Annotated in this window: 17 protein-coding genes; 9 read left to right on the top strand and 8 right to left on the bottom strand. The window is 62.1% G+C overall.

Going from position 1 to position 18992, the window contains the following annotated elements:
• Window positions 1–85 precede the first annotated feature (85 nt).
• Genes LVD10_RS02500 through LVD10_RS02490 form a run of 3 tightly spaced genes read right to left on the bottom strand, consistent with a single transcriptional unit; the run spans window position 86 to window position 4222 of the window.
• Window positions 86–2416, bottom strand: coding sequence for a xanthine dehydrogenase family protein molybdopterin-binding subunit (locus LVD10_RS02500; protein ID WP_232942857.1), 2331 nt, complete (start codon window positions 2414–2416; stop codon window positions 86–88).
• Window positions 2409–2912 carry a (2Fe-2S)-binding protein gene (locus LVD10_RS02495; protein WP_232942856.1) on the bottom strand — a complete coding sequence of 168 codons (504 nt, stop codon included), beginning with the start codon at window positions 2910–2912 and terminating at the stop codon, window positions 2409–2411. Before LVD10_RS02495 ends, LVD10_RS02500 begins: the two co-directional genes overlap by 8 nt.
• Before the next feature lie 2 nt (window positions 2913–2914).
• Entirely contained in the window at window positions 2915–4222 is a 1308-nt protein-coding gene (locus LVD10_RS02490; protein WP_255774493.1) for a cytochrome c, read from the bottom strand.
• A gap of 436 nt (window positions 4223–4658) precedes the next feature.
• On the opposite strand from LVD10_RS02490, the gene katG reads away from it, so the two are divergent.
• Complete coding sequence (gene katG / locus LVD10_RS02485) at window positions 4659–6929, top strand: catalase/peroxidase HPI (protein ID WP_237061697.1); 2271 nt, start codon at window positions 4659–4661, stop codon at window positions 6927–6929.
• Window positions 6930–7494: 565 nt separating this feature from the next.
• Window positions 7495–8076, top strand: coding sequence for a GIY-YIG nuclease family protein (locus LVD10_RS02480; protein ID WP_232942853.1), 582 nt, complete (start codon window positions 7495–7497; stop codon window positions 8074–8076).
• A 98-nt stretch (window positions 8077–8174) separates the two neighbouring features.
• Here the strand turns inward: LVD10_RS02480 and acnB are convergent, their stop codons facing one another.
• Window positions 8175–10790, bottom strand: coding sequence for a bifunctional aconitate hydratase 2/2-methylisocitrate dehydratase (gene acnB / locus LVD10_RS02475; protein ID WP_232942852.1), 2616 nt, complete (start codon window positions 10788–10790; stop codon window positions 8175–8177).
• Between the two features lie 320 nt (window positions 10791–11110).
• Between acnB and LVD10_RS02470 the strand changes: the two genes are divergently transcribed.
• The 3 genes from LVD10_RS02470 (at window position 11111) to LVD10_RS02460 (ending at window position 13050) form a co-directional block, all read left to right on the top strand.
• Complete coding sequence (locus LVD10_RS02470; protein WP_237061695.1) at window positions 11111–11566, top strand: DUF1289 domain-containing protein; 456 nt, start codon at window positions 11111–11113, stop codon at window positions 11564–11566.
• An 84-nt stretch (window positions 11567–11650) separates the two neighbouring features.
• On the top strand, window positions 11651–12598 hold the full coding sequence (locus LVD10_RS02465) for a lipid kinase (protein WP_237061694.1): 948 nt from the start codon (window positions 11651–11653) through the stop codon (window positions 12596–12598).
• Between the two features lie 17 nt (window positions 12599–12615).
• Window positions 12616–13050 (top strand): hypothetical protein, encoded by a 435-nt coding sequence (locus LVD10_RS02460; RefSeq protein WP_232942849.1) that lies wholly within the window; start codon window positions 12616–12618, stop codon window positions 13048–13050.
• A 21-nt stretch (window positions 13051–13071) separates the two neighbouring features.
• Here the strand turns inward: LVD10_RS02460 and LVD10_RS02455 are convergent, their stop codons facing one another.
• Window positions 13072–14049, bottom strand: a complete 978-nt coding sequence (locus LVD10_RS02455) for a hypothetical protein (RefSeq protein WP_237061692.1) — start codon at window positions 14047–14049, stop codon at window positions 13072–13074.
• Between the two features lie 160 nt (window positions 14050–14209).
• Here LVD10_RS02455 and LVD10_RS02450 point away from each other — a divergent pair, with 160 nt between their 5' ends.
• Together LVD10_RS02450 and LVD10_RS02445 are read left to right on the top strand one after the other, a co-directional pair.
• Window positions 14210–14950: an iron-containing redox enzyme family protein gene (locus tag LVD10_RS02450; RefSeq protein WP_237061690.1), complete on the top strand. Its 741-nt coding sequence runs from the start codon at window positions 14210–14212 to the stop codon at window positions 14948–14950.
• 147 nt (window positions 14951–15097) lie between these two features.
• The gene (locus LVD10_RS02445) at window positions 15098–15727 is read left to right on the top strand and encodes a MiaE family protein (protein WP_232942846.1); all 630 of its coding nucleotides are present in this window, start codon (window positions 15098–15100) and stop codon (window positions 15725–15727) included.
• A 70-nt stretch (window positions 15728–15797) separates the two neighbouring features.
• On the opposite strand, the gene LVD10_RS02440 is transcribed toward LVD10_RS02445, so the two are convergent.
• A complete protein-coding gene (locus LVD10_RS02440) occupies window positions 15798–16055 on the bottom strand; it encodes a DUF3081 family protein (RefSeq protein WP_232942845.1) in 258 nt (85 codons plus the stop codon).
• A gap of 81 nt (window positions 16056–16136) precedes the next feature.
• Here LVD10_RS02440 and LVD10_RS02435 point away from each other — a divergent pair, with 81 nt between their 5' ends.
• Both LVD10_RS02435 and LVD10_RS02430 read left to right on the top strand, forming a co-directional pair.
• Window positions 16137–16628 (top strand): DUF3429 domain-containing protein, encoded by a 492-nt coding sequence (locus LVD10_RS02435; RefSeq protein ID WP_232942844.1) that lies wholly within the window; start codon window positions 16137–16139, stop codon window positions 16626–16628.
• Window positions 16629–16683: 55 nt separating this feature from the next.
• Window positions 16684–17316, top strand: coding sequence for a malonic semialdehyde reductase (locus LVD10_RS02430; protein ID WP_232942843.1), 633 nt, complete (start codon window positions 16684–16686; stop codon window positions 17314–17316).
• Between the two features lie 21 nt (window positions 17317–17337).
• On the opposite strand, the gene LVD10_RS02425 is transcribed toward LVD10_RS02430, so the two are convergent.
• Window positions 17338–17802 (bottom strand): DUF2269 domain-containing protein, encoded by a 465-nt coding sequence (locus LVD10_RS02425; RefSeq protein ID WP_237061688.1) that lies wholly within the window; start codon window positions 17800–17802, stop codon window positions 17338–17340.
• Window positions 17799–18959, bottom strand: a complete 1161-nt coding sequence (locus LVD10_RS02420) for a saccharopine dehydrogenase family protein (protein ID WP_237061686.1) — start codon at window positions 18957–18959, stop codon at window positions 17799–17801. Before LVD10_RS02420 ends, LVD10_RS02425 begins: the two co-directional genes overlap by 4 nt.
• Window positions 18960–18992: the final 33 nt, after the last annotated feature.

Genomic DNA, 18992 nt, shown 5'->3' with positions numbered 1-18992 from the left:
CCTGTCCCGCAGCGGAGGCGGGGGAAACAGGCGCCGGCAGGCACGGGAGATAGCTGTTGCCGATTACCGGGCCAGCTGGAATGACTCAGGCATCGGCCTTCTTCTGCAATTCCGCCAGTACTGCCTCCGGGCGGATTGGGATCTCGCGCATGCGCACGCCCACCGCCGCGAAAATGGCATTGCCGATTGCGGGACCTACTACCGTGGTGGCGGGTTCCCCCAGGCCCACAGCGGTTTCGGTACTGTCCACAAACTCCATCTCGATTTCGGGGACATCGCGCATCCGCAGCGGGGTGTAGGTGTTCAGGTTGTTATCCACCACGTTGCCATCCCTGAAGGTGGTGCCCTCGTAAAGGGCCATGCTCATGCCCCAGAGGGCTGCGCCCTCAACCTGTGCACGGGCGCCGTCGGGATGCACGATGGTGCCGGCATCGGTCACCAGGGTGAGTTTTTCCACCGTAGGGCGACCGCTCTCCCGGTCCACCCGGACGCGGGCCACACAGGCGGTCCAGGTGGGCATGTTGCGTTCCTGGCCGTAGGTGGTGGCCACACCGAGGGCGGTGTCCGCCGGCATCTCTTCGCCCCAGCCGGAGATTTCCCGTACCCGCCGCAGCACATTGGCCTGGCGCGCGGCACCGCCCACCGAATTGGGCGCGCTGCCGGCATTGCGGCCCTCGGCCTTCAGCCGCTGCAGGCGAAACTCCAGCGGATCCTCGCCGGCCTTGTGTGCCGCCTCGTCGATGGCACTCTCCAGTGCCCAGTTGACCCAGCCGGAGCCCACCGCGCGCAACCACCCCGGGCGGAAAGTATCGTTGGCCAGGTCATTGGGGATGGCCCTTACCCGGTGCCCGTCCATGCTGTACCAGTGCAGGGCGCCCTGGATGGCGAAGGGATCGTACTTGCCGTTGACCCCCTCGGCCATAAACCCCGGTGCCATCACCTGGGTGGGCCAGCCGGCGGTGGCGTGGTGCTCCATCGCCGTGATCCTGCCGTCGTCGTCAAAGGCCATGCGTACCCGTTGCACCGACGGCGAACGGATGGAATCGAACAGCGTGTCGTCCTCCCGGGTGAGGACCATTTTTACCGGCCGGCCCAGGGCCTTGGCCGCCAGGGCGGCGGGCACGGCGTAGTCCCCGTTCAGGCGCCGCCCAAAACCACCCCCCAGCATGTAGGTGCGCATGACGATACGGTCTTCGGGCACCCCGAGCGCCTTGGACAGCACAGGCAGGATCAGCGACTGCCACTGGTTGCCGGTATGGATCTCCCAGCGTCCGTCTTTTTCCCTGGCGACGGCATTGACCGGCTCCAGCTGGAAGTGCAAAACCCCGTGGGTGATATATTCGGATTCCAGGGTGTCCGCGGCATTGCTGAAGGCGCCGTCCACGTCTCCCTCGTCCAGCACCAGTACCCCCTGGTCGGCGGTACCGATGAGCTCGCGGCCGCGATCCAGCAGTGCCTGCTCATCCACACCGGCCGTCTTGCCGGCAGACCAGTCCACCTTGATCCGATCCACCGCCAGGTTGGCGGCATGGAAGCTGTCGGCGATCACCATTCCCCAGCCGGGCACGGTGCCGGAAGGGTCTTCCAGTGTAATCGTCTGGCGATAGCCGGGTATCTCCTTCGCGGCGCTGTCATCGATGCTCTTGATGGCGGACCCATAGCGGGTCGGGGGGATAATGGGGCGGCCGTAGACCATGCCCTCAAGGCTGGCGTCCAGGCCATATAGGGTGCTGCCGTCTGCCTTGCCGGGGATATCCAGCGCCCGGGTTTGCCCGCCGATAATGCGCCTCTCGGAGGCTGGCTTTATCGGCATCTGCTTGAGCTCCTCGTCGGTGAAACTGCGGCTGATATTGCCGCTGCTGACAAGGTCGGCATAACTGATGGAGCGGCCCCCGCCAATAACCCGGCTGTTGCGTGCCCGGCACTGATCCGGGGGAACACCGAGTTTTTTCGCCCCCTCTTCGATCAGTACCTGGCGTCCGGCGGCTCCGGCCCGGCTCAACGGGGTGAAACTCTGCCATACAGACCAGCTGCCGCCGGTCACCATGTAGCCCCATTTGGGGTCGCTGTCCACGTGGTGCAGTTCCACCAGGTCCCAGTCGGCCTCCAGTTCGTCGGCGACAATCCGGGCCAGCGCGGTGCCGATATGCTGGCCCATCTCGGCCTTGGCGATATTGACGATGATGCGCCCGTCCGGCTGGATCTGGTACCACACGGTGGGCTCGAAGGCACCATCGGCCACGGCCCTGGCCGGATTGGCGAGGCCCAGTGGCGAGCGGGCGAAGGCCAGAGTCAGGCCGGCACCGGCCATACCGATGATAAATCCCCGGCGCCCGGGGGAGGGCAGTTCGGTGTCCGCGTTATCCCTGGTATGCCCCGGGCCCTGCTGGTTCCTGCCGGTCAGGTACTTAAGCATGGCTGGCCTCCCGGTCTTCATCGTTACCCTGCGGCGCGGCGGCCCGGAGGCGACCTGCTGCCATCCTGATGGCCTCGCGGATGCGGATATAGGCCATGCAGCGGCACAGGTTGCCGCTCATCACCTGGTCGATCTGTTCATCGGTGGGATCGGGGAAATCGCGCAGCATGGCCGCCGCCTGCATGATCTGTCCAGGCTGGCAATAACCGCATTGGGGCGTCTGGGCCTCGACCCAGGTCTCCAGCAGGGGGTGGCCGTTTTCCGCCAGCCCCTCGATGGTGGTCACCACGGTATTCTCCACGCTGCTTACCGGGGTGATACAGGCGCGTGTGGCACGGCCATTGACATGCACGGTACAGGCACCACAGAGGCCGATACCGCAGCCGAACTTGGTACCGGTAAACCCGATATCGTCGCGGATGACCCAGAGGAGCGGGGTATCTGCCGGGACATCGACCGTCACCGGCTCGCGGTTGATCTTGAACTTGATAGCCATGCTTATTCCCCTGCCTGTTGCGCTTCGGTTACCTGCGACTGCCGGTGTAATTCGCGTAATTCTTCCACCCGCTGCCGGAGGTTTTTCCATTCCGGCAGGCCCGAGCGCCGCCGCAGGAACTGGGCCAGCGCTACCAGGTCGCTGTCGCTCAGGGCCGCATAGCCCGGCATCACCAGGACAGGGGTGCCACTGTCTGTGCCAATGCCCTCGAGCACCACCCGGATCAGGTTAGTGGGGTCCTCGGCGGTTACTGCACTGTTGAGGCTGAGTTCTGCACGCGCTGCCATCGGTTTATCGGCAGAGTTGTAGTGGCAGGCGGCGCAGGCACCGACGTAGAGCATCTCGCCAGCGCTGTGGTCCGTATCGGCACGCTGTTGGGCCGCGGTGATGATTTCGGCGGGCTGAACCTGTTCGGTGCTGTTCTCTTCCCCCGAGAGGGAAACCAGGTAGGTCGCCAGCGCCCGGATATCATCGTCCGCGGCGCGGTTCAGGCCCCGGTGCACGACTTCACCCATGGAACCCACTGCGACCCCGTGATTCGCGGAGAGCCCGCTGCGCAGATACTGGTACAGCGCTTCCTCGTCCCAGTGCACCGGCACCGGCTGGCTCGCGTCCAGCGCCGGTGCATACCAGTTGTCCACCAGCGCCCCGGCGTAGGCCCGGTCCTTCTCCTCGGCGCCCATGGCGTTCCTGGGGGTGTGGCAGGCACTGCAATGGCCGAGGCCCTTGGCCAGGTAGGCGCCCCGGTTCCACTGGTCGCTCTGTGCCGGGTCCGGTTGCCAGGGCTCCGGATCGAAATACATCAGCTTCCAGCCCCACTGCAGGAACCGCTGGTTAAAGGGGAAGCGCAGGGCATTCTCCGGTGGGGTGTGGTCCACCGGCTCTCGCGTCATGAAATACGCGTAGAGGGCGTCCAGGTCCTCGTCGGTGACATTCTTGTAGTGGGTGTAGGGAAAAGCGGGATAGAGGTGCGATCCGTCTGCGGACACGCCCTCGCGCATGGCCCGGAAAAAATCCTCGCGGGACCAGCTGCCGATACCCTGTTGGGGGTGGGGAGTGATATTGGTGGAATAGAGTGTGCCGAACGGGGTGGGAAAGTCGACGCCGCCGGCATAGGGTTTGTCCGCTGACACTGTGTGGCAGGTACTGCAGTTGCCTATGCCGGCGAGTACCTCTCCCGTTTTTACCAGGGCGGGGTCAAACTTGCCTTGGTCTCGCTCGTCATTTGCCGAAGGGGGTGTCCGCCAGCTGGCGAGAGCAATCCCGGCAAAAAGAAAAATACACACCGCTAAAGACAGGCGCTTGGCCATGGTAAGTGCTCCCTGGCATCCGGGTATTCGATTGGACCTGATTCGCTCTGTGGCTCCCTGGCGGCCCGGAACCTAGTGGACCTTGCATCGTTTTATCAATATTTCCCGGGTTCGCTGGTGTCCGGGCCACTGCTACATCGTTACCGACACACGTAGCCGTAGATTGTTACGTCACCTTATAGCATGAAAACGGCAGTGGAAATGTCGTGTATGGGTCCATTCAAACTTCTGGCATCCATATCTACATGCTGCCCCTGTCCGTTGAACCGGGTGCCCGACTACACCAGTGTTGGTGTCATTGATTTAACCTATGACATTCATTGGCGTCTATTGCCGCCTGAATTTTCTTTTGCTGCTTCTTTCAGCTCTCTCGTCCGGAATCTTTCTTATATTTCTTACCGGTATGCAGTCTGCTATTCCGGAGGAGAACACCGCCATGTTTCATAAAACGATATCCCGTTGCGGGGCGTTTGCATTAGCACTCGCATTGCTGAACCCATACGGACCGGCACAAGCCCAGGATCCACCACAACCCGGGCAACCGAAATCCAACCAGTTCTGGTGGCCCGACCAGCTCGACCTGTCGCCCCTGCGAGCCCATGGTGAGGCGTCCAATCCATTAGGCGCCGATTTTAATTACGCCGAGGCGTTTAACAGTCTCGACCTCAAGCAGGTCAAAAGCGATATAGAAAAGACGTTGAAAACCTCGCAGGACTGGTGGCCGGCAGATTACGGTCACTATGGCCCGTTAATGATTCGTATGGCCTGGCACAGTGCCGGTACCTACCGCGTGGCGGATGGTCGTGGCGGCGCCGGCGGGGGCCAGCAGCGATTCGATCCCCTTAACAGCTGGCCCGATAACGCCAACCTGGACAAGGCGCGACGCCTGCTGTGGCCAGTCAAGCAGAAATACGGTGAAGCGTTGTCATGGGCCGACCTGATGGTGCTTACCGGTAACGTGGCACTGGAGTCCATGGGCTTCAAGACCTTTGGCTTTGGTGGTGGCCGCGAGGATGACTGGGAGCCCGACCTGGTGTACTGGGGGCCCGAAACAAAGATGCTGGAGCACAAGGAGCGCTTCAAGGATGGCGGGAAACTCCAGAACCCCCTCGCCGCCACTGTGATGGGCCTGATCTACGTCAATCCCGAAGGGCCGGGCAGCAATGGTGATCCGCTGGCTGCAGCCGAAAAAATCCGCTTGTCTTTTGGCCGCATGGCCATGAACGACGAGGAAACCGTGGCACTGATTGCCGGTGGCCATGCCTTCGGCAAGAACCACGGGGCCGTCAAGCCCGACTGTATCGGCCCCGAGCCCGCCGCGGCGCCCATCGAGGCGCAGGGCTTCGGCTGGAAGAACAAGTGCGGTGAGGGCAAGGGCAAGGATACCTTCACCAGCGGCCTGGAGGGCGCCTGGACAGTCAGCCCGATCAAGTGGAGCAACAATTACCTGCAGAACCTGTATAACTTCGAGTGGAAACAGGTCAAGAGCCCGGCCGGGGCAATCCAGTGGATTCCCAAGGATGAGAATGCCAAGAACCTGGTACCGGATGCCCATGACCCCAATAAGCGTCATGCGCCGGTGATGCTGACCACGGACCTGTCACTGAAAAGGGACCCTGCGTACCGCAAGATCTCCGAGCGCTTCAAGAACAACCCGGAAGAGCTGGAGGAGGCCTTTGCCAAGGCCTGGTTCAAGCTGACTCATCGCGACATGGGGCCCAAATCCCGCTACCTGGGCCCGGAAGTACCCGACGAAGACCTTATCTGGCAGGACCCCGTGCCCAAGGTGGATCACAAGCTGGTCAGTGACGGGGACATCCAACAGTTGAAAGCCAAAATACTCGATTCAGGGCTTACTGTTCCCCAGCTGGTCCGCACCGCCTGGGCCTCGGCCTCCACCTTCCGTGGTTCTGACCTCCGCGGTGGCGCCAACGGTGCCCGTATCCGCCTGGAACCGCAGAAAGACTGGCCGGTAAATGATCCGCAGGAGCTTGCCTCTGTGTTGAGCAAGCTGGAGAGCATCCAGCAGGACTTCAACAAATCCGCGTCCGGTGGCAAAAAGGTATCACTGGCGGATGTCATCGTGCTGGGCGGGAATGCCGCGGTTGAGCAGGCAGTTAAAAAAGCCGGCCATAACGTCACCGTGCCCTTCACGGCCGGACGTAGCGATGCCACCCAGGAGATGACCGAAGTGGACTCTATTGCTTTCCTCGAACCCAGGGCGGATGCCTTCCGCAATTTCTATGGCAAGGACAACAGTATGTCCCCAACCGAGATGATGGTGGACCGCGCCGACCAGCTGACGCTGACCGTACCGGAACTGACCGTGCTGGTCGGCGGGATGCGGGCCCTGGATGCCAACACCGGAGGCGTAAAACACGGTGTATTCACGGACAAGCCCGGTACCCTCACCAACGACTTTTTCGTCAACCTGCTGACCATGGATACCGAGTGGTCCAAGTCCTCGAAAGGGGAGGGCATCTACGAAGGCAAGGATCGCAAGAGTGGCAAGGTTAAGTGGACCGCCACCCCGGTAGACCTGATCTTTGGCTCCAACTCGGAGTTGCGGGCCGTGGCTGAGGTCTACGCCACGGAGAATGGCGAGAAGCGGTTTGTGAATGACTTTGTGGATGCCTGGGTGAAAGTGATGAACCTGGATCGGTTTGATAAACCGAAAGATGGTTCGCAGCAGACCGCAGGCAGGTGACTGCTGGGCGGGCAGGGGGCCGAAAGGCCCCTTTTTTGTTTCCTTGACTTTAGGGCGGCAGGTTGTAAACGCAAAAGGCAGCTGCGCTATTCCCGACTCCTTCTTGACGCGGCGGGAAGTCATAGCTTTCCGCCCAATGCTTTCCGCTGAATTTACCAATCGTCTTTATTGTCAATCCGGAGCAGTAAGCTGTTCGCGTGTCGGGACGGATAAAGCCATGCCGCAAGTGCCCCGGCCGTTAATTGGAAGTCCAATGCCTAAGTAACGCAGCTGCAACGTCGCTACTTTTTGCTAGATTGCTCAACATAAAGAACCAGGTAAAAGCCGCTGTGAAGCTGCCGCCGGCCATACACAGCCGGTCGGTTGTGGCTGGCGAGGGGAAACCAATCCCTGTTTAATTTCTGAACACGGTCACCGCTGGATACTGCCTGAGCGGACCGGCTCAATTCTGCTTGTATTCCCACCAAGTCAAGACTGCACTTTTATTGATATCTCATTAGAATGCGCGCCCATTTACCCGTTTGGAGACTTCTGAATGGGTGCCAGTGTTGTTGTTTGAGGTTGTATGATCGTATTTACCCTTATTAATGAAGTGACGGACGATGTCTGGGTTGGCACCGCGCGCGAGGGTGTGTCACCGGAAGCCCGGTTCAGGCAGTTTCAGGATGCGCTTGAGCTGGGGATTGACCATCCCTTTTATAAGGAACTAAAGGAATTTGGCCCGGATGCTTTCTCGGTGAACCTGTTCGCAGCGGCGGAAGATGCGGCAGAACTGAAGATGCTCCTGGAGGAGGCGCTGGAGGCCTATGGGGGGAAAAGCCTTGCGGGCATAAAAACGGTCCGACCTGGCACCACCAAAGCGGCCCTGGCGCCACGGCCCAAGCCCGGGTCCAGAACCTCCGCCTCCAGAAAGACCAAGACAGAAAGTAGCTCCAATTCCAAAGTTGCCACCAGGGTGGTCAAGGAAAAGCTGCCGAGTGGCCGTACCGGCAGCGCCGCCAAGGAAAAGAAGATCAGGGAGGCCATCGAGGCCGAGAAGGCGGCCATCGCAGCTGCCAGGGCAAAGCGGGCCGAGGAAGAGGCCGCTGAGATGAAAGCGATCCTGGCGGGACTTGATGCCCGGGGTTCAACCCTCAGGAAGCGTTGAGTTAGGTCTCAATGCCGGGGCCATGCCTGGGCCGCGGTCCTGCAGGCAAAAAAAAGCCCCGCGATGCGGGGCTTTTTCATTTCAGGCCAGGCTAGCGCTTAAACACTCACTTCCTGAATCTCGGTCGCGGCGATCCGCTTGCCTTCCTCGGCAGACTTCTGGAACTCCTCGATCTGGTCGAAATTCATGTAGCGGTAGATCTCTGCCGCCATGGAATTGATGTTGTTGGCGTACTTCATGTACTCGTCGGGCGTGGGCAGTTTGCCCAGGATGGCGCCCACAGAGGCCAGCTCCGCGCTGGTCAGGTACACGTTGGCACCGTCGCCCAGGCGGTTGGGGAAGTTACGGGTGGAGGTGGACAGCACGGTGCTGTTGGCCGCCACGCGCGCCTGGTTACCCATGCACAGGGAGCAGCCCGGCATCTCGGTGCGGGCACCGGAAGCGCCGTAGATGTTGTAGTAGCCTTCCTCCATCAGCTGGTGCTCGTCCATCTTGGTGGGCGGAGCGATCCACATGCGGGTGGGGATGCTGCCCTTGTGCTGGGACAGCAGCTTGCCCGCGGCGCGGAAGTGACCGATGTTGGTCATGCAGGAACCCAGGAACACCTCGTCTACCTTGTCGCCGGCTACTTCGGACAGCAGGCGGGCATCGTCCGGGTCGTTCGGGGCGCACACGATGGGCTCCTTGACCTCGGCCAGGTCGATCTCGATCACCTCGGCGTACTCGGCGTCCTTGTCGGCTTCCATCAGCTCCGGGTTTTCCAGCCACTCTTCCATGGCGCGCGCGCGGCGCTCCAGGGTGCGGGCAGAGCCGTAGCCCTCGGCGATCATCCAGCGCAGCAGGGTGATGTTGGAGCGCAGGTACTCGGCGATGGTGTCCTTGGACAGCTTGATGGTACAGCCGGCGGCGGAGCGCTCGGCAGAGGCGTCGGACAGCTCGAAGGCCTGCTCCACGGTCAGGTTCTCGAGGCCCTCGATCTCGAGGATGCGGCCAGAGAAGGCGTTCTTCTTGCCCTTCTTCTCAACGGTCAGCAGGCCCTGCTGGATGCCGTAGTAGGGGATTGCATGGACCAGGTCACGCAGGGTAATACCCGGCTGCAGCTCACCCTTGAAGCGCACCAGCACGGATTCCGGCATATCCAGCGGCATTACGCCGGTAGCCGCGGCAAAGGCCACCAGGCCGGAACCGGCCGGGAAGGAGATGCCCATCGGGAAGCGCGTGTGGGAGTCGCCGCCGGTGCCCACGGTGTCGGGCAGCAGCATACGGTTCAGCCAGCTGTGGATGATGCCGTCCGCCGGGCGCAGGGAAACGCCGCCGCGGTTCATGATGAAGTCCGGCAGTTTGTGCTGGGTGTCGATGTCCACCGGCTTCGGGTAGGCGGCGGTGTGGCAGAAAGACTGCATTACCAGGTCGGCCTGGAAGCCCAGGCAGGCCAGGTCTTTCAGCTCGTCGCGGGTCATCGGGCCAGTGGTGTCCTGGGAGCCCACGGTGGTCATCTTCGGCTCGCAGTAGGTGCCCGGGCGCACGCCTTCCATGCCGCAGGCCTTGCCCACCATCTTCTGCGCCAGGGTGAAACCCTTACCGGTGTCATTGGGCTGCTCCGGCTTGCGGAACAGGTCGGACGGCTCCATGCCCAGCGCCTCGCGAGCGCGGGTGGTCAGGCCACGGCCGATGATCAGGTTGATACGGCCACCGGCCTGGACTTCGTCCAGCAGTACTTCGGACTTCAGTTCGAACTCGGACAGGACCTTGCCGTCCTCGCTCAGGATCTTGCCGTCGTACGGGCGGATCTCGATGATGTCGCCCATGTTCAGGTCGTCGACCGGTGCCTCGAATACCAGTGCGCCGGCATCTTCCATGGTGTTGTAGAAGATCGGGGCCACCTTGCCACCGATGCAGATGCCGCCGGCCTTTTTGTTGGGTACGCCGGGCATGTCTTCGCCGAAGTACCACAGCACGGAGTTGGTGGCAGATTTACGGGAGGAACCGGTGCCGACCACGTCGCCCACGAAGGCGACCGGCATGCCCTTGGCTTTCACTTCCTCGATCTGCTTCAGCGGGCCGGTAACGCCCGGCTCTTCCGGCTCCAGGCCGTCGCGCTTCATCTTGTACATGGCCAGCGCGTGCAGCGGGATGTCCGGGCGGGACCAGGCATCCGGGGCAGGGGAGAGGTCATCGGTGTTGGTTTCGCCGGTTACCTTGAACACGGCAACCTTGATGCTTTCCGGTACTTTGTTGCGCTTGGTGAACCATTCGCCCTCGGCCCAGGACTGCATCACTTCTTTGGCGTGCTCGTTGCCGGCCTTGGCTTTCTCTTCCACATCGTGGAAGGCGTCGAACATCAGCAGGGTGCCTTTCAGTTGCTCGGCTGCCAGTCCGGCCAGGTCGCCGTCGTCCAGCAGGTCCACCAGGGTGGAGATGTTGTAGCCGCCCAGCATCTGGCCCAGCAGCTTGGTAGCGTGTTCACGGTCGATCAGCGGGGATTCTGCCTCGCCCTTGACGATGGCGGAGAGGAAGCCGGCTTTCACGTAAGCGGCCTCGTCCACACCCGGCGGTACGCGGTGGGTGATCAGGTCGACCAGTTCCTGTTCCTCGCCGGCCGGCGGGTTCTTCAGCAGCTCAACCAGCCCGGCCACTTGTTCGGCGTCCAGGGGCTTGGGCGGAATACCCTGTTCGGCGCGTTCGGCGACGTGTTTGCGATAGGCTTCAAGCACGGATAAGTCCCTCTTTGTGTGTGGGGTGGACCAACAGCTGGTGGAATTCACCGCAGTTATTTCAGTGCGGATTTTTCCGGTTTCTTGGCCGCTGGGGATGGGCGCGGATTCTACAGGAAAGCCCCACGGCTGTTAAGTTTATTGAAAAATCAATAACTTATGCGAATTGCCACTATTTGTCTGGTGAATTTTGGTCGTAAAATATGCAGCGACGGTCTGGCATCTTCCCATTGGAATGCAAACAAAATAGTCTACGGGCTCAATTTTACCGCCGCCCGGCGACCGGCCCGTGAAAACTTCGCGCAACTTCTGGTTAATTGATGTACAAGAAAGTCCGCACTCCCTGTATTGGCGTCTGCTCCACCGGTATCGGTGACGATGTCTGTCGTGGCTGCAAGCGCTTTGCCCACGAGGTAATCGACTGGAATGCCTACACCGAGGAGCAGCGCCGTATTATTGCCGAACGGCGCGAGGGATACCTGGCCAACGCGGTGCGCAGCCAGTTGGAGATTGTCGACCAGCGCCTGCTGGAGGCCCAGCTGCGCCACCAGCAGATCCGATTCGACGAGCAGCAGAATCCCTATTGCTGGGTGTTCGAACTGCTGCGCGCCGGCGCCAGCCAGATCAGCGACCCGGCCGACTACGGCCTGCAGCCGACGGTGCAGGGCCGGGATGCTTCCCTGGTGGAGTTGCGCCGGCGGATCGATGAGGATTTCTACGCGCTGTCGGTTGCCTATTACCTGCGTTTTGTCGCCCCGGGCCTGCAAAGCGCCTGACCGGTCGCCCGGCGGCTGGCCTAGAATCGGAAGAAGCGCGCGGCCGGGCCCGCGCAGTGAACAGGAGTTCTGCCTATCAGCCAGATGCCGTCGGCGCCCCTGCGCGCGCTGCTCGTCCTGAACCCCAAGAGTCGCAGTGGCTCCAGTGCCGACCTGGATGCCGGGCTGGCGCTGCTGCGCGATGCCGGCATGGAAGTGGAGGAGGTTGCCTCCAGCAGCCCCGAGGAGACGCGCGAGGCTATCCGCAGCCGCTGTGGTGAATTTGACCTGGTAATCATCGGCGGTGGGGACGGCACCATCAGTTCCGCTGCCGGGGTGCTGCTGGAATGCAAACTGCCCCTGGCAATCCTGCCGCTGGGTACCGCCAATGACCTGGCGCGTTCCCTTGGCATAGGTAATGACCTGCAACAGGCGTTTTCGGTTATCGCGGCCAATCACCGCAGGCAGATTGACCTGGGCGAGGTGAACGGCAAGTACTTTTTTAATGTCGCCAATATCGGGCTGGGCGTTATGGTGACGCGGGAGCTGTCGGACGAGGTCAAGCAGCGCTGGGGTGTCTTCAGTTACCTCCGGGCCCTGGGCCTGGCCCTGGCCCGCAGCAACCAGTTTCGCGTGCGGCTGATGATCGACGGCCAGAAGAGGGTCCTGCGCTCCATCCAGCTGGCGATTGGCAATGGTCGCTTTTATGGTGGTGGTAACGTGGTGGATGACGATTCGACCATTGATGACGGGTTACTCAATCTTTACAGCCTGCGTCCGCAGCGGCTCTGGGAATTGTTGACCCTGGCGCCGCTGCTACGAGGTGGCCGCCACGACCTGGCCCGACGGGTCTTCAATACATCGGGCCGGGAGATCGAGCTGGTGACGGTCCCTGAAGGGATGGAGGTGCATGCCGACGGCGAGCCGGTGACACGCACGCCGGCGATGTTCAGGGTGTTGCCCCGGGTGTTGGAGGTGGTTGTGCCCCGGGATGCGCCCGGGCTTTCCGCTAACGGGCCGGAAGCGGCGGAAAATAATTTGAGTGGGCAATAACAGGGAGAAAGGCTTAGATGGCTCTGATTCGCGATGATGTACAGGTGGCCCTGCATGACCTGCATGTGGCACTGAAACACAGCGCCGATAGCTACAGCCACGCGGCTGATTTCCTCAACGATGCGGGCGCCAGCAATCGCTGCCGGAGCATTGCCAGTGAGCGTGACAAGCTGGCCGCCCTGGTGGCTGCAGCGGTCCGCGAAGCCGGTGACCTGCCGGCGGTTCCGGACAGTGAGCGCGAGGTGGGCGAGCAGTTGCTGCAGCGATTGGAGTCCCTCTTTTCTGCGGACCAGGCCCGGGAGGTCATGGCGCAGCGCCGTGAGGCGGACCGGGAGCTGCTGACCTGGCTGGAGGGTGAGGATCTATCGCCGCTGGAAAAAGGCTACAGCGACCTCCTGTTGCGTTGCCGGGCGAGTGTGAGCGACACGCTGGCGCATTTCGACAGCGAATAAGCCTCGGTGTCGGTTGGGCGCTCAGCTCCCGCCGCGCAGGTGCACCCGCAATGCCGCCAGGAAAGGCTCGCGGGGCAGGGCCAGGTCACGGCGCTGGCGGCGCCGGCCGGCGCCGGGCTCGTGGTCCACGCGACTGAAGTCGGGCAGGCGGCCCGCTGCATCCGATCTCACCAGTACCGGCATGGCCGCGTACCCCACCTGGCGATAGCTTTCTCCCGCGCTCCCATCACTCGAACCCTGCCCATTCACGTCTTCACGGAAAATCTCCGCCACCTGGAGGTTGGGGCGGCTCTGTACCTGCACCTGGCGCAGGTCGTCATGCCGGTTCCGAGGCAGGTTGGCCAGTAGCTGGCGCTGGTACTGGATACCCGGATCTGCTCCCTGTGGATCCATGGCTACGAGCTTTCTATCGCACCAGCTGACCGTGACCTTGCGGATCGACTTGCGCGCCTTGATCCAGCTCAGCGCAATAGCGTCGGGATGGGTGGGGCAGAGCAGCACCTGGCGGTAACACTGCCGCAGGTGCGTGCGCGGATGGCCGACTTCTGCAAACAGGTCGCGCAGGCGGCGGTCCCGTTCCGGGGCAGGGCGGTCTTCGACTGCGTGGCGGAAAGCACTCACGGCCCCGGCAAAGCTTTCCTTGGCCCTGTTGAGTTCCGCCGCTGCGCTGATCACATTCTCCGGTACTGCCAGTACCCCGGGAATTTGCAGGGTGCCGCGGGCGTCCCCGCCCGTGAGATCGGTGTGTTCCAGGGCGGAATAAAGCGCGCCGGCAAGGGAGAAGGGACGCTCGAAACTCCCGCCAAGCTGCTGTGCCGCGTCCTGCGCAAACGCCGGCTGCAGCAGGTAATGCTCCCACTGCCGGGACGACGCCTGCATGCGCTCCAGATCGCCCTGCAGCACATGCGCGCAATGATGCAGCCTCTCCAGTTGCGGCCCGACCTTTCGCGCCAGCTGGGCGATCTCGCGCTGTTGTTGCGGCCCGGTCCCGTTCGCCATGAAAAAGCTCCTGTTGGGATTACCGGATAATAACCATGTAATAAGTCGTTATCAATTTATCGTTTCTTGTATGGTCCCATCTTGGCCTCGTGCCACCATCGACGGTTAGCCAGGCAGGGCGATTACCCGCCGGGACCGCTGCGCCCTAATATTCCCGGCTATGAACCGAACTGAATTCAGGGATTCCCTGCTGCGCGTTATGGAGCGCAAAGTGCACTGGTCCGACCCGGCAGTGGAGCATGGCCAGCTGCCGCCCGACCGGCTGCACATCCTGCTTGAGCAGGAATATGCCACCTGGGTACGGGACTACGGCATATTCCTGGGGAGAGCCTATGCACAGTGCCCGCTGCCAAAGGTCAGGCGGGAACTGGCCGAGAGCCTCTATGAAGAGGAGACCGGCAAGATCAGTGGCTCTGGGCCCCATGCAGAGCTGTTCCTGGAAATCCCCCGGGGCCTGGGGATGAACGTGGACCGTTTTCGCCACCCGCAATTGCTGCCGCAGGCGGCCGCATACCGCGCCGTACTGGATGAGGCCACGGGAGAGAAAGGCTGGGCAGTGGCCTCTGCGGTTACCACCCTGTTCCTGGAGGGGTCACGCCACGAGCGGTGGGTAATCGAGCCGGGCCAGGAAAAGCCACCCGTGCCCCGACCGCACCACCACCCCCTGGTAAAGCACTACGGCCTGCCTGTGGGCTGCCTTGCTCTAGAGCGCGCGCAGCGCGCGGTCAACAGCGCGCACCGCAAGGCCGCCTGGCACCTGATGCTGGATTTTGTCGATGAGCGGGAGCGCCCCGCGGTGCTCACGTGGATGGGCCACGTGCTCCACGCCTGGATCCATTACCGGGATGAGCTTGCCGGGCAGTGTGGCCTGGTGACCGGTCATGTCCGGGCGGCCGGGTAGGGCCCGGGACTCCTGGTATCCTGGCCTCCCGGAGGTGTGGCTGTAGTGGCCTGGTGTTCGCCGGCGCGGGCCTGCTGCGATTCACGGGAAGCGGTGACGCCGCTATAATCGCGCCCCCTGATACTGCCAGCGCGATGATGTGTGCCGATGACTGACAAGACTGCCCAGGTTCCCGACCTCTCTGCCATTCACGATTTCCTGCTGTGTCCCACGCCGGATGCTTGGGTCGAGGCAGCCCTGGCCGAGCCCGAACTTATGCTGGTGGACCACGCCAACTGCGAGAAAAAGGCAGCCGGCACGGCCCTGAACCTGATGTTCCGCTACCTGGACAATTTCGATTTGCTGAACAAGATGTCACGGTTGGCGCGGGAGGAACTGCGACATTTCGAACAGGTGCTGTCCATCATGCAAAAGCGCGGTATCGCCTATCCCCACCTGAGCGCCTCGCGATATGCGGCGGGTCTGCGCGAGCAGGTGCGCAGTGCCGAGCCGGGGCGCCTGGTGGATACGCTGATCTGTGGCGCCATCATCGAGGCGCGCTCCTGCGAGCGCTTCGCCCGTATAGCGCCACAGCTGGATGACGAGTTACAGAAGTTTTACCTTTCACTGCTCAAGTCCGAGGCGCGGCATTTCCGTGATTACCTGACGCTGGCGCAGGGAGCCACGGAAGAGGATATAGCGCCGCGTGTGCAGGAGTTGCTGGAAGTGGAAAAGTCACTGGTGCAGGACGTCGATGGTGAGTTCCGCTTCCATAGTGGGGTTCCTGCCAAGGGCTAGGGCTGGTTTGCGTCCAGTACGAGGTGCGTTCGAATCCCCGGGAAGTGGGCCGGTTCGGCGCGAGAAGCCTTTATTTATCCAGCTTCTTCAGCAGTTCGACAAACTCCCCCAGTTCGTGCGCGTTCTTGTAGTCCACCGTGTACTTGTTATGGAAGAACACGGTGAGCCTTACTTTTGGTGAACTGATAAACACGGTGTAACCATCGAAATCGGTTTCCGCGGTCAGTCCCCGGTAGTGCCAGCCATCGTCGCGTTTTTCTCCCTCCCGCGTGATCCGGTCAAACACACGCAGCGCCTGCTTCACGTCAATCTTGTGTTCCTGTTCCACTGGGACTCCCGGTTTTGTATGGACTAAGCTTGGACTGCCACCTGGCGGTGCGCACAATTGCAGCTTGTCAGCTTAGACCACATGACTCAAGGCAGCGAGACAATAACAACCCCAGCCCCCAGTACCCGCCTGTTCAATATGCTGGCCTATGCCGGTGTTGCCCCGTTTGTGATCGGTATCCTGATGGAGCTGGCGGGGGTGGAGGTAATGGGCGTGGGCGGCCTTTTCCTGTTCGTGGCCTACAGTGCCTGCATCCTGAGTTTCCTCTGTGGCATCTGGTGGGGTGGGGCTTTGAACCGGGGCGCGCACCCGCATCGTATCCTGCTGGGGATACTGAGCAATGCTGTATGTCTTGGAGCCTGGGTGGCGCTCCTGTTGTTCCGCTCGCCAATGGGATTGGCGCTGCTGCTATTTGGGTTCGCCTTTACGCGCTGGGCGGAAGCGCGGCTCAATCCCAATGTGCCGGGGCTCTATGCATACTTTCGTACACGCAGCCGGGTCAGTTATATCGTAATGGGCTGCCACGTGGTGATGTTGGCCTTGTTGCTGATTCGCCAGCCAGTAATCAGCTGAAGATATTTCGCGGGCTTCAGTTGCAAAAATGGAAACCGACTGACAGGAGATGTTTATGGGCCATTCGCTTTCACAGCATGCGCTGGAGCAGTTGTTCACCGAGGCGCGTACCCACAGCCACTGGCTCGAGCGCCCGGTGACCGACGACACCCTGAAAAAGCTTTACAACCTGATGAAAATGGGGCCCACCAGTGCCAACTGTTGCCCCGCGCGGGTCTTGTTCCTGCGCAGCAGGGAGGCCAAGGAGCGCCTGCGCCCGGCCCTCAACGAGGGCAATGTGGACAAGACCATGGCGGCCCCGGTGACGGCGATTATCGCCTACGATATGCGGTTTTATGATTACCTGCCGAGACTGTTTCCCCACGCCCCGGCGCGCGACTGGTATGTCGATAACGCTGAGCTGGCTGCAGCCACGGCATTTCGCAATGGCTCGTTGCAGGGCGGTTATTTTATCCTCGCGGCGCGCTCCCTGGGCCTGGACTGTGGCCCCATGTCGGGCTTCGACAACGGCAAGGTAGACAGTGAGTTCTTCAGTGATGAGGGTGATGGCATCACCTTCCAGCAGGAGCATGGGCCGGGCTGTCACATCAGGTCCAATTTCCTGTGCAACCTGGGTTATGGCAACCCGGAGATGCTGCATCCCCGCAGTCCGCGGTTCGACTTTGACGAGGTCTGCAAGGTTCTCTGACTGCGACGGTTCGTGCGGTTGTCAGAAGGCGGGCTTCATTACCATCAGGAATACGATCGCGACCATCAGCGGTAGGGCCAGTGCACCCAGCAGGTACCAGCAAACCAGCAAGCGCCGGATGCCCGGGGAGGCTTCGCGGGCGGGCGCAGTTCGCAGGCGCCTGCGGATGTTGTACTGGATAAACACGACCGGTACCCAGAGGCAAAACACCAGAAATGTCAGGAACGCGGAGAGGCGCAGCCAGGGCATTTCCAGAAGAGTGGGGCTGGCATACAGCATGCCGCTGGCGCTGCCCAGCAACAGCAGAATCGCGGCGGCGGTGAAAATCCAGTCAGCCGCCACGGTCTCGGCACTGATCCATTGCATGATATGAATATCGCCGGTGCGCCAGCCACGGAGCGCATACCATGCAATGCCGATTCCCGTGCCGAATACCACCATCGCGCCCAGTACATGCAGCGCCTTGAATACAAGGTATGCATTCATACCTGGAAATCCGGCAGCACCTGCCGGCCACAGGTTTCATCCAGTCTTTCACAGGCACTGATCACCGAGAAGCGGTTCAGCTCCAGCAGAATGTCCCGCAGGTCCAGCAATTGCCAGCAGGCCCGGGCCCCACTTTCGCTGAATGTGCCATCGAGGATCTTGCGGGCCATGGCGGCCGCCGGGGCGGCCGGGATCCAGGTGCCATCGCCACCCAGGCCCAGCACCTGCCAGCGATAGCCCAGTGGGGCCTGCTGGTGATCGAGCCCGCCGATATGCACCACCATGCCGCCATGGGGCGATCCCCCGGGCCAGCGGGCAGCCAGTCGATGTCCCTGCCGGGCGAGCCACGGCATTGATAGTGGCAGGTGAGCACGGGCCAGCCGGGCGCAGAGCGCCAGGCCCAGCTGTAGTGTTCGGGGCTGGACCCCGGTACCGAAACGGGCATTTTGCAGCCCGGGCAGGGCGCGGGGCCACAGCTCGAGGTCCGGGACATCGAAGTCGCACAGCCAGCGGTCCCCCACCGGGTGGGCCAGCTGGATCTTGCGCAGCTGGGCGCCGGTGTAGGACTCCCGCCACTGCCCATCCTGCAGGGCCGGGAAGCCCTGGCCCAGGGATTCGAATCCGGCGCGCACGGTGGCCAGGCCGCGGTCGATACGGTGTGCAGGGGCAATGGCGATATCGACGGAATCAATGCGGCTGAACTCGTCACGCAACTCCGCCAGCACTGCCGAGCTGAGGGCGGGCAGTGAGCTGGCACCGGAGACCAGCGGCACACCGGCGTGCTCGGCGGCGGGGGAGAGTCGATGGAAGTCACACACGAAACGGCGCGCGTCGGCGATATCGAGATAGGGGGTGCGGGAATCGATACAGGCCCGGGCTACCCGGTAATCCTGCTCCTGGAAGGGGCCCGCGCAGTGAACCAGGAGATCCAGGTGCAGTGTCTGTAGCTGCGCTGTGAGATTGACTGAGTCCCGCTCCAGCCGCAGGCCTTCGGCCGGGCCGGGCAATTCCGCAGCCAGTTGTTCTGCCTTTGACCTGTGGGGCCCGGCAATAATGAGCTGCAGGTCGTCCCGGTCCGACAGCAGCCGGGCAATGCGGGAGCCAAAGGTCCCATAACCGCCGAGAATCAGTACGCGTTTTTTGAGGTTCCTGACCAAACTGCCACTCCGTTCGGCCCCGGCAGAAACCGG

This window comes from Microbulbifer zhoushanensis (genome assembly GCF_021729055.1).
In the GTDB taxonomy this organism is placed as follows: Bacteria; Pseudomonadota; Gammaproteobacteria; order Pseudomonadales; family Cellvibrionaceae; genus Microbulbifer; species Microbulbifer zhoushanensis.
Note: the sequence above shows the minus strand (reverse complement) of the source record. Positions and strands in the feature narration are given on the sequence as shown.